This window comes from Gemmatimonas sp. (assembly GCF_044345575.1).
Classification (GTDB): Bacteria; Gemmatimonadota; Gemmatimonadetes; order Gemmatimonadales; family Gemmatimonadaceae; genus Gemmatimonas.
This window is the reverse complement of record NZ_JBIJAW010000120.1, coordinates 1-9,209: the sequence shown is the minus strand read 5'-3', so window position 1 is coordinate 9,209 and position 9,209 is coordinate 1. Positions and strand designations below refer to the sequence as shown.

General features: G+C 67.3%; 5 protein-coding genes. 4 read left to right on the top strand and 1 reads right to left on the bottom strand.

Annotation, left to right across the window (positions count from 1 at the left end):
- The 3 genes from ACIQ6O_RS08855 to ACIQ6O_RS08845 all read left to right on the top strand — a co-directional run.
- A partial coding sequence (locus tag ACIQ6O_RS08855) for a sensor histidine kinase (protein ID WP_396207419.1) occupies positions 1–920 on the top strand: 920 nt, incomplete at its 5' end.
- 79 nt (positions 921–999) lie between these two features.
- Positions 1,000–3,777, top strand: coding sequence for a 2-oxoglutarate dehydrogenase E1 component (locus ACIQ6O_RS08850; RefSeq protein WP_396207418.1), 2,778 nt, complete (start codon positions 1,000–1,002; stop codon positions 3,775–3,777).
- Between the two features lie 5 nt (positions 3,778–3,782).
- Complete coding sequence (locus ACIQ6O_RS08845) at positions 3,783–6,467, top strand: PIG-L family deacetylase (RefSeq protein WP_396207417.1); 2,685 nt, start codon at positions 3,783–3,785, stop codon at positions 6,465–6,467.
- Positions 6,468–6,861: 394 nt separating this feature from the next.
- On the opposite strand, the gene ACIQ6O_RS08840 is transcribed toward ACIQ6O_RS08845, so the two are convergent.
- Positions 6,862–8,526 carry a sodium:solute symporter gene (locus tag ACIQ6O_RS08840; RefSeq protein WP_396207415.1) on the bottom strand — a complete coding sequence of 555 codons (1,665 nt, stop codon included), beginning with the start codon at positions 8,524–8,526 and terminating at the stop codon, positions 6,862–6,864.
- 286 nt (positions 8,527–8,812) lie between these two features.
- Here ACIQ6O_RS08840 and ACIQ6O_RS08835 point away from each other — a divergent pair.
- On the top strand, positions 8,813–9,209 hold a 397-nt coding region (locus tag ACIQ6O_RS08835), incomplete at its 3' end, for a hypothetical protein (protein WP_396207414.1).

Genomic DNA, 9,209 nt, shown 5'->3' with positions numbered 1-9,209 from the left:
CGTTCTTTGCCCAGCTGCTTCACACGCTGGGCATCGGCCCCATCCTGCTGCTCCCCCTGCTCGCCAACCAGCAGCTGTACGGCGTGCTCGCCATCACGCGGGAGGCCGGTCATCCGCTGTTCGACGACGTCGACGAGGAACGGCTGGGCGTCATGGCCGACCTGGCGGCCCTGGCCCTCTGGAAGGCCCAGCTGCTCGAGGAGGCCCGCAGCGCCGACGCCGCGAAGACCAGCTTACTGGCCACCCTCTCGCACGAGCTTCGCACCCCTCTCACGGCGCTCGAGGGCTACGGCGAACTCCTGGAAGACGAGATCCTGGGGCCGCTGACCGACGAGCAGCGGGACGTCCTCGTGCGCCTGCGCACGGTGGGGCGGCATCTCGGCAGCCTCATCGAGGACATCCTCACGTATGCCTCCCTCGAAGCCGACCGCCTGACCGCCCGCACGGCACCTGTTCGGCTCGACGAGTTCCTGGACTCGCTGCACCCCTTCCTCGAACCGCTTGCCCGCGAGAAGGGGATCGAGTTCATGCTCGATCTCGAGCCGGGACTGCCGGTGCTCACCACCGACGAGGCGCGGGTACGGCAGATCCTCCTCAACCTCTGCCAGAACGCCATCAAGTTCACCGAGGTCGGCGGCGTGACGGTGCGGGTATCGCGCGGATCTCCCGGCCCCGACGGCTCGCCCACCGTGCGCTTCGCGGTCCGGGATACCGGGGTGGGCATTGCGGCCACCGACATGCAGCGTCTCTTCCGCCCCTTCTCCCAGCTCGAGGATTCGGCGCTGCGCCGAGCCCGCGGCACGGGCCTCGGCCTCTACATCGCCCGCCGCCTCGCCACGCTGCTCGGGGGGCGCATCGAGCTTGTCTCCCGTCCAGGGGAGGGCTCGATCTTCACGCTCGTGCTCCCGCAGTCGTCGTAACTCGGCGGTAACCGGCTTTCGTGGTTTTGGAGGAGACCGCCACAGATTTGGCCTCGGTGTCCTACTAGATTTCGTGGTTATGTCAGCCATTACGAGCGTTTTCAACGACGGCATCTTCGCCGAGCAGTTCGAGCGGTACCGTCGCGATCCGGCCAGCGTCGACGAGACGTGGCGTCAGTATTTCCGCATTGCCGAGTCGCTGTTCGGCACCTCCGGCTCGAGCGCGACGGTTCCCGCCGCTTCCGGTCCCGCGGACACCGCGTTGCTCGCCAAAGTGGCCGCGGCCGCCTCACTGCAGCAGGCCATTCGCATGTTTGGCCATTACGCGGTGCAGCTCGACCCGCTCGGCACGCCGCCGCCCGGTGCCGACGAACTGCGCCCCGAATTCCACGGCCTCACCGACGCCGACCTCGAAGCCATTCCGGGCGCTGCGCTGGGCGACGATCGCTACGCCACCGCCAAGGACGTCATCGCGCGCAAACGCAGCGTGTACTCCGGGCGCATCGGCTACGAAGTCTGGCACCTCGAGGTGTACGAAGAGCGCGACTGGTTCCGGAAGGCGTTCCGCGATGGTGTCATCACGCGTCCGCTCTCGGCCGACGAAAAGAAGCAGGTGCTCACGCGCCTCAACGAGGTGGACGGGCTCGAGCGCTTCCTCGGACGCGCGTACCAGGGGTACAAGCGCTTCTCCGTGGAAGGCACGGATACGCTCGTCCCCATGCTCGACGCGATGATCGATGCCCTCGGGCGCGAAGGCGCCAACGAAGTGGTGATCGGCATGGCGCACCGCGGTCGCCTGAACGTACTCACCAACGTGATGGGCAAGCCGTACGAGGCGCTGTTCGCCGAGTTCGAAGGCCATCATGATGCCGCCGACGAGAACGCCACCGGCGACGTGAAGTACCACATGGGGTACAACGGCGCGCGCACGGTGGAGGGACGCGAGGTGAAGTTGCGCCTCATGCCCAACCCGTCGCACCTCGAAGTGGTGAACCCCGTGATCGAAGGTGTGGTGCGCGCGTTGCAGCGCGAGCCCGGCCAGCCGGGGCACCGCAACGAGCACGCGGTGGTGCCGGTGGCCATTCACGGCGATGCGGCGTTCCCGGGCGAAGGCATCGTGGCCGAGACGCTGAACATCTCGCACCTCAACGCGTACCGCACCGGTGGCACGATTCACATCATCGTGAACAACCAGGTGGGATTCACCACCGATCCGTCGGATGCGCGCTCCACGTACTACTCGTCGGATCTCGCGAAGGGGTTCGAGATTCCGATTTTCCATGTGAACGCCGACGATGCGGAAGCGTGCGTGATCGCCATGCGGCTCGCGTGTGCGTACCGTGCGACGTTCAAGAAGGACGTCCTCATCGACCTCGTGGGCTATCGTCGTCACGGCCACAACGAGGGTGATGAGCCGATGTACACCCAGCCCACCCGCACGGCCGCCATCCGCAAGCACCCCACGGTGCCGCAGGTGTGGGCGAGTCGTCTGGTGAGTGAAGGCGTGATGACAGCCGACGAAGCGGCACAGGTGGAGAAGGACGTGGCGCAGCGCTACGCTGACATCCATGCGCGCTTCAAGCAGTCGCTGCTGGGTAGCGAGAAGCACGCGCCCTGGCCGGTCGACACGGCCGCTGCCGCGCCGCGTCAGGTGCAGACGGGTCTGCCGCCGGAGCGCTTGCACTTCGTGAACGAGTCGCTGCTGCAGTGGCCCGCCGACTTCGCAGCGAACCCGCGTCTCGCCAAGCAGCTCGAGCGCCGTCGGGAGACCATGGGCGAGCAGGGTGGCATCGAGTGGGGCCACGCCGAGGCATTGGCCTTCGGTTCGCTGCTCATCGATGGCATGTCCGTGCGCATCACGGGGCAGGACGCCGAACGCGGCACGTTCTCGCATCGGCACTCCGTACTCAACGATGTGAATACCGGGCGCAAGTATGCGCCGCTGGCCAATCTGCCGGGGGCGAAGGGGACGTTCGAGGTGTACAACTCGGCGCTCTCCGAAACCGCGGTGCTGGCCTTCGAATACGGCTACAGTGTCATCGCGACCGATACGCTCACGCTGTGGGAAGCGCAGTTCGGTGACTTCGTGAACGTGGCGCAGCCCATCATCGACCAGTTCATCGTGGCCGACCGCGCCAAGTGGGGGCAGGACAGCGGGCTCGTGATGCTGCTGCCGCACGGCTATGAAGGGCAGGGGCCGGAGCACTCGAGCGCACGTCTCGAGCGTTTCCTGCAGTTGTGCGCTGAGGGGAATATGACGGTGGCCTACTGCAGCACGCCGGCGCAGTACTTCCACCTGCTGCGTCGTCAGGCGCTGCGCGCGCAGCGTCGTCCGCTCATCTGCATGCAGCCCAAGTCGCTGCTGCGCCTGCCGCAGGCGGCGTCGAAGCTCGATGACCTCGTGCACGGTCGCTTCCAGAGCGTGATCGACGATCCCATCGCGTCGCAGCACCGCGACGAGGTGCGCCGCATCGTGTTCTGCACGGGCAAGCTGTACTACGACATGGCACTCGCCCCGTCGCGCAATCCGCAGGTGGCGCTGGTACGCGTGGAAGAGCTGTATCCGTGGCCGCATGAGGAGATCCAGCGCGTGATGGATACGTATCCCGCCGTGGAGCAGGTGGTGTGGGCGCAGGAAGAGCCGAAGAATCAGGGCGCGTGGACGTACGTGCAGCCACGGCTCCGCGCGAGTGCCGGCGCGGCGGTGGGCGTGCGCTACGTGGGGCGCCCCGAGCGGGCGAGCCCCGCCGAAGGCTTCGCCGATGCGCATCAGGCCGAGCAGGCGCGCATCGTGGCGATGGTGATGGATACCGGCGAGGTGCTGGAAGGGCGCCCTGTCATGACGGCCACCCACTGAGACCCATGTCTGCTTTCGCTTCCCCTTCGAAGCGAGCGATCAGCGCCGCGGCCATCGCCGCGGCGCTCGTCGTTCGTGCCATGCCGATGGCCGCGCAGGTCGCCCCCGAGCGTGGCGCTGCGGCACTGGGCTCTACGCTCGCGGGCATCGGTACCACCGCGCGCGTGCTCACGGTGGCGGCGCACCCCGACGACGAGGACACGCCCATCATCGCGTGGCTCGCTCGCGGTCGCCATGTGGAGACCGCGTACCTGTCGCTCACGCGCGGCGACGGCGGGCAAAATCTCATCGGCAATGAATTGGGCGAAGCGCTGGGCGCGATTCGCACGCAGGAACTGCTCGCGGCGCGCCGTGTGGACGGCGGCCGGCAGTATTTCACGCGCGCCTTCGACTTCGGCTTCAGCAAGAACGCCGAGGAGACGTACAAGCACTGGCCGAAAGACAGCATTCTTGGTGACGTGGTCCGCGTGGTGCGCGCGTTCCGCCCTCACGTGATGATCGGGTTCTTCAGCGGTACGCCCCGCGACGGGCACGGGCATCACCAGGTGAGCGGCCTGCTGGCGCGTGAGGCGTACGAGCTGGCGGCGGATACCGTGCGGTTTCCGGTGCGCCACTTCGGTGTGCCGTGGACGCCGCAGAAGTTCTACCGGAGTGCGCGTCAGGTGCCCGACAGCGCCACGCTGCGCGTGAATACCGGCGAGTACGACGCGCTGCTGGGGCGCAGTTACTACGAGATCTCGGCCGAGAGCCGTTCGCAGCACAAAAGCCAGGGCTTCGGGATGCTGCAGCGCAAGGGTGTGGTGTGGGGTTATCTCGCGCGTGAAGCCACGCGCACCGGGCCGGCCGATGCCCGCGCGGAGCGGTCGCTGTTCGACGGCATCGACACCACGTGGACCACGATGCGCGCGGCCATGCCGGCCGCGGCGCAGCCGGTCCTCGATTCGGCGCTGCAGGGTGTCGCGCAGGTGCGCGCGGAGTATCGTGCGCAGGACCCGTCGGGGATTGTGACGCCGCTGGCCCGCGTGCTTGCGCAGTTCCGTCGCGTGCGCAACGCCCTCGGCAGCGGCCCCTTCGTGTACGTGAACGACGGTTTGACCGGTGGCAGCAGCCCCAACGCGCGCCGTGCGAAGGACGAGGCGGATCCGGCCCTGTGGGACGCACTCGCCACCACGGTTGCACGTACGGAGCAGGCGCTGGTGTTGGCGGCGGGCGTGGTGGTCGAAGCCACGGCGCCGCGCGGCACCTTCCCGGTGCGCGAGCCGGTGAAGGTGGAGGTAAACGACACGCTGCCGCTCACCATCACCGTGTTCAACCGCGGCCGTACCCCGATCTTCCTGCGTAATGCCGGGGTGGCGGGGATCGGTTTGCGCGGCACCGAGACGGGCGACGTGACCATCGCGCCGGACAGTGCGCAGGTGTTGCAGCGCTGGGCGGTAGCGTTTGCGAGCAACTCGCCCTGGTGGCGTGCCAAGGGGCGCAAGCAGCAGGACTGGTTCCAGCAGCCGGTCGATTCACGCGACGAATTCGCCCAGCAGGAGAAGCTGTCCACGGTGGTGCAGGCGTTCGTGCAGATCGCCGGCGAAGCGGTGACGATCACGACGCCGGTGGTATACCGGTTTGCCGATCCGGTGAAGGGCGATCTGCAGATTCCCGTGAGTGCGGTGCCTGGCATTTCAGTGAATCTCGGCAGCAGCCTGGAGTACATCCGCGCCGGGGTGCCGGTGGAGCGCATGATCCCGGTGCGCATCACGAGTGCCTACCCGCACGACGCCACGGTGGCGGTGAAGATCCTGCTCCCCGACGGCCTCAAGGCCGATTCGGTGGAACGCGAGCGCACGCTTGGCGCGCAGGGCAGCACCATCGTGATGTTCCGCGTGCGGGGCATGCTGAAGGAAGGGCGCCACGAGTTGGGGGCGATGGCGCTGCACGAGGGCACGATGAGCACCAGCGGGCCGTATCTGGTGACGTACGATCACATCACGCCCATGCGGCTGTACGGTGCGTCCGGCATGTATCTGTCCGCGGTGAACGTGAAGCTGCCGCCGCGCGCCCGTGTGGGATACATCGAGGGCGTGGGTGACGCCGGCATCAAGGCGCTCGAGCAGCTCGACATCGCCGTGGAGAAGCTGGAGCCCGCGATGCTGGGCAGCACCGACCTGTCGCGGTTCACCAGCATCGTGGTGGGGCCGCGCGCGTACGAGACCAGCGAAACGCTGGTGAAGAACAACGCGCGCCTGCTCGACTACGCAAATCGCGGCGGCACCCTCGTGGTGCAGTACGGCGCGCAGAACATGAACGCGTTCCCTGGCGTGACGCCCTATCCGCTGCAGTGGGCGCCGCGTGCGGCGCGCGTGACGCTGGAGGAGGCGCCAGTGACCGTGCTGCAGCCGACCAATCCGTTGCTCACGAGCCCCAACCGTATCGGTGCCGCCGACTGGGCCGACTGGGCGCAGGAACGCGCCACGTACATGCCGAGCGTGATCGACAAGCGATACACGTCGTTGCTGCGCATGAACGATCCCGACGAGCCGGCGAATGACGGGGCGCTGCTCACGGCGCCCGTGGGCAAGGGGCGGTACGTATACGTGACGCTGGCGCTCTTCCGGCAGCTGCCGGCGGGGGTGCCGGGAGCGGCCCGCCTCCTCGCCAACCTCGTGGCGGGGCAGACAGTGGTGCAGCCGAAGATGTAGGGGCGTCGCTCCCGCGTTCTTCCGGCGTCTTTTCGGCGTCCCCTACGCGGGACTACGCGCGATCGACGACGCGTTGGCGCCTACGCGTTGGAACTGACGCGTTGGAAAAAACGCGTTGGCGCGAACGCAGGGAGCGCAGGCGACGACGCGGGCAAAAACGTGGGGCGACCTGGCTTCGCCTCGGTCGCCCCGCGTTGGTGCCCGCGTTGGTGCCCGCGTTGGTGCCCGCGTTGTTCATGCGTAGGTGCCTGCGTTGGTGCGTTGTTGCCAGCGTCGTCGCCCGCGCCCCCCGCGTCATTGCCAACGCGTCCGTTCCAGCGCGTAGGTGCCAACGCGTAGTCGCCAACGCGTCGTCGATCGCGCGTAGTACAACGCCCAGCGTAGTACGACGCCCCTACGCCGCCGCCCTCTCCCTCTTCCCGCCAAACGAGAGCGCCAGCCCCACGACGAGCACCACTACCGCCCCGATCACGTTGTGCCACAGGAAGCTCACTTGCGGCGCCCCGAATGACACCGCGGCTACCGCGCTCATGCCGGCGATCAATCCGACGAAGGCGCCAAGGGCGTTCGAACGCTTGATCATCGCCAGCAGGAACACGCCGAGGATGGAGCCGTAGAAGAACGAGCCGAAGCGGTTCACCACTTCGATGAGCGAGCCGAGCGTCGCGGCCTTCACGGCCACCCCGCACGCGAACACGCCCCATAGGACCGTGGCCACACGGCCGGCCTTCAGGAGCTCGGCGTCGGTGCCGTCCGGCTTGTACCAGCGGCGGTAGAAGTCCACCGTGGAGGCCGTGGCCAGCGAGTTGAGTTCGGCGGCAATCGCCGACATCGCCGCACCGATCACCGCGGCCAGGAACAGCCCCGCGAAGCCCAGCGGCATGTGCTCCAGCACGAGCCGCGGCACGATGAAGTTCACGTCGCGCGAGTTCTCGCCCGTCGCCGTGGTGACCGCGGCGAGGGCCTCGGTGCGCACGCTGTCCACGCGGGCGTTCTGCTCGGCAAAGGCCTGCAGCGGGGCGGAGCCTTTCACCTGAGCTGCTTCGCGGGCGGCCTGCTCACGGGCCGAGAGTGCGGCCGTATAGCGCGACTCGAGCTCGGCGTATTGCGCGGGGGCCTTCTCGCGCAGCGCCCGATCGTGACGCGGGTTGTACAGCATCGGCGCGCGATTGAACGTGAAGAACAGGAACACCAGCACGCCGATGATGAGGATCATCGCCTGTAGCGGGATCTTCCAGTACGCGCTCATGAGCAGCGAGGTGCGCGCCTCCTCGACCGTGCGCGCGGCGAGATACCGCTGCACCTGGCTCTGGTCGGTGCCGAAGTAGCTCAGCATGAGGAACGTGCCGCCGATGATCCCCGACCAGAACGTGTACGTCTCCGTGAGCGAAAAGGAGAAATCGAACACCCGCATGCGCCCCGTGCTGCCGGCAATACGGAACGCTTCGTCCACCGGCACGGGGAGCTTGATGGTCAGCAGCACGATGATCGCCACCAGCGAGCCGAGCACCACCGCCATTTGTTTCACGTCGGCCCACGCCACCGCTTCCACCCCACCGATGGCCGTATAGAGCACCGTGGGGATGCCCATCAGCAATACGCAGTACACGAGGTCCCATCCGAACACGGCGCTCAGCACCACGCTCGGCGCAGCGATGATGGTGCCCGCGGACATACCGCGTGACAGCAGAAAGAGCAGGCTCGTGAGCGATCGGGTCTTCGCGTCGAAGCGCCGCTCGAGATACTCGTAGGCGGTGTATACCTTGGCGCCGTGCAGGAACGGCACGAGGGTGACCCCCAGCAGCACCATCGCGATGGGGAGGCCGAAGTAGAACTGGACGAAACGGAGGCCGCTGATGGACCCCTGTCCGGTGGTGCCAATGAGCGTGATGGCCGACAGCTGCGTGGCCATCACGCTCAACCCCACGGCCCACCACGGTAGTCGACGGCCCGCGAGGAAGAACCCCTCGAGGTTCTTGGTGCCGCGTGTGCGGCGTAGGCTGTCACCCACGACCACGACCAGATACACGACTACCACCACCCAGTTGATCCAATGCATGGGCGCTGGCCTCAGGCGGTGTAGCGCGACTGCAGGAGCCACAGCAGGGCCAGCGTCACCGCTTGGATGAGCAGCACCCGCACGAGAGTACTCTTGAACTGAGACATGGTACAAAGTTACAGAAGGAACCGCTCTCGCGGTGTCCGGTTTGCCGGTGGGGACGAGGGACGCTACAATTGACACTGGGGCTGCTGGGTAGAAACTGCCGCCCCGCGCGGGCTGCGCGATCCGCAAGGGATCAGTGGCGATGGCGCCGCGGACGTCGGATCGCGCCTCCGGGAATGTGATGACCCAACCGACCGCACCAGCAGAACCCGTTCCGGAGCTTGCTCCGCGAGAGCGAGCACGGCTCACCGCCCTGCTCGAGGCGTTGCCTTCGGCGGCCGCCCTCTTTCGAAACGACGGGTTCGCGATGGCCGTGAACGCGAGCGCCCGCTGCATGTTCGTCGTCGATCCGGTGGCCCCGCTCGCGGCGCAACACTGGAACGTGATGCTCCATCCGTTCGGTCCGTTGCTCCTCGAGGCGTTGCGCTTCGCCATCGCCGGGCAACAGCCTGATACGCTGATGCTCCCCTATGGACGCGAGGGACGCATCGTCGACGCGCGCGTGACGGTGTTCGATCTGGACATGCTGCTCGTTTCTGCCGTTGATGTAACGGTGCGCGAACAGGAGCGCGCCACCG

What these genes read in the sequence shown, in the direction of transcription:
- ACIQ6O_RS08840 (WP_396207415.1), bottom strand. Translation starts at nt 8,526, where the DNA reads ATGCATTGGATCAACTGGGTGGTGGTAGTCGTGTATCTGGTCGTGGTC.
- ACIQ6O_RS08845 (WP_396207417.1), top strand. Translation starts at nt 3,783, where the DNA reads ATGTCTGCTTTCGCTTCCCCTTCGAAGCGAGCGATCAGCGCCGCGGCC.
- ACIQ6O_RS08850 (WP_396207418.1), top strand. Translation starts at nt 1,000, where the DNA reads ATGTCAGCCATTACGAGCGTTTTCAACGACGGCATCTTCGCCGAGCAG.